This window comes from Rubrivirga sp. (assembly GCF_049648075.1).
GTDB lineage: Bacteria > Bacteroidota > Rhodothermia > Rhodothermales > Rubricoccaceae > Rubrivirga.
Genome location: NZ_JBARYR010000105.1, coordinates 1 through 1,864, shown reverse-complemented (window position 1 = coordinate 1,864; position 1,864 = coordinate 1). Strand labels below are relative to the sequence as shown.

Annotated in this window: 2 protein-coding genes; one reads left to right on the top strand and one right to left on the bottom strand. The window is 68.6% G+C overall.

Going from position 1 to position 1,864, the window contains the following annotated elements:
- On the bottom strand, positions 1–1,371 hold a 1,371-nt coding region (locus tag WBA11_RS02910; protein WP_424519226.1), incomplete at its 3' end, for a PQQ-dependent sugar dehydrogenase.
- 215 nt (positions 1,372–1,586) lie between these two features.
- On the opposite strand from WBA11_RS02910, the gene WBA11_RS02905 reads away from it, so the two are divergent.
- A partial coding sequence (locus WBA11_RS02905; RefSeq protein WP_424519225.1) for a cation transporter occupies positions 1,587–1,864 on the top strand: 278 nt, incomplete at its 3' end.

Genomic DNA, 1,864 nt, shown 5'->3' with positions numbered 1-1,864 from the left:
GGCCTCGCCCGTGTGGCGCAGGCGCTGGACGCGGCCCGAGAACACGTTGACCAGGTGGAGGTACTCCGAGGCGTCGTCGTAGACGTAGGCCACGACGGGTCCCATGTCGCTGCTGAACGCCCGCTCCTGCTCGGGTCGGCCGTCGGCGTCCAAGCGCGAGACGGCGGTCCAGCCTTTCGCGTAGTCGCCGTAGAACAAGGCGCCGCGGTAGAAGCTCGGGTACTTGGTGCCGTCGTAGACCGCCCCGCCGACGATGGCGCGCGCCGTCTGTCCGGCCGGCCTCGACCGGCTCCCGTTCGAGTGGTGCCAATAGTAGGCGCCGTAGGTGATCTCGCCCGCCCGCGGGTCGCTGCACGCGTTCGTAGCGGGCTGCCGGTTCACGTAGTTGGGCTGCTCGATCGGTCCCTCCTCACAAGGCCACCCGAAGTTCTCGCCACCCTCCGCGACGTTGATCTCCTCGTATCCCGACCAGCCGACGTCGCCGATGTAAAGCCGTCCCGGCTGTCCGGCTGACGCGTCCTCGAGGCCGCTCTCGGTGTCGATCGTGATGCGGAACGGGTTGCGGAGCCCCAGCGCCCACACCTTCGACGCGTTGTCGTTGCCGTTACCGGTCCAGAAGGGGTTCGACGGCAGGCCCTGCCCCGTCACCGGGTCGATGCGCAGCACCTTGCCGGCCAGGCTCTCGACGCGCTGGCTGCGGAACGATCCGATGTCCTCGGAATCGTCCAGTCGGCCGTCGCCAAAGCACTCTTGGTACGAGCCCCCAACGTCGACGCCGTTGTAGCTCGCCCCGTCACCCGCTCCGATCAAGAGCGTCCCGTCGGCGCCGAACTGCAGCGTGCCGATGGTGTGGCTCCGGTAGCACGACGGGATGCCGGTCGCGAACGTCTCCCCGATCAAGACGCGCCGCGTCTCGGGGTCCGCGAGGTTCGGGTTGCTGGGGGTTCCGGCGTAGCTCGTGACGCGCGCGAACGCGTCGAGCCGGTTGCGGTCCGCCGTCTCGTCGTGGTCGACGGTGTAGCTGACGTAGACGCGGCGGTTGGTCTCAAAGTCCGGGTCGACGGCGATCCCCAGCAGGCCGCGGTCGTGGTGGTTCAGGACCTCGTCGCGGAGGTCGAGAAACGGCTCGGTCTGGAAGACCCCGTTCTGGACGGCCCACACCATCCCCCGCTTTTCGACGACGAACATCCGCCCGCCCGGTGCAAACGCGACCGTCACCGGCTGGTTGAACGACGCGTCGACGGCGTCCTCGAGGTAGAACCCGGCCGGCAGCCCCGGCGCGGCCGAGGACGAAGCGGGCAGTGCCGCGAGTTGCGCGTGAGCAGGCGCCGCCGCGAGAACGAGAGCGGCGAGAGCGAAACGGAGGATCATGCGAGCCGAGGGTGAGCCAGGGTGGTATCGACCGAAAACATCGAGTCCCAAGCTCTTTCCTGCAAAGAGATGTCCACCACCGCACATGACCGAGCCGCCCTCGAGGTAGGTACGACACCGTGACACCTCTACCGGGTAAACCCCTATGCAACGTCCTCGAAGACGTACGCAGATCGCTCGGCACCGCGTCTGCTCCCCGCCGTTCTAGTCGCACCATGCCGTACGAGACCGTCCAGACCGCCCACGCCACGCTGTCCATCGAGGGCATGACGTGCGCGGCGTGCTCGGGACGCGTCGAGCGGTCGCTGTCCGCCCTCGAGGGCGTGGAGACGGCGTCGGTCAACCTGGTCACGGAACGCGCGACCGTCGCCTACGACCCCGAGCAGGTGACGCCGTCCGAGCTCGCCGAAACCGTCGAGGGCGCGGGCTACGACGTGCGGTCCGAGACCGTGACGTTGTCCGTCGGCGGGATGACGTGCGCGGCGTGCAGCGG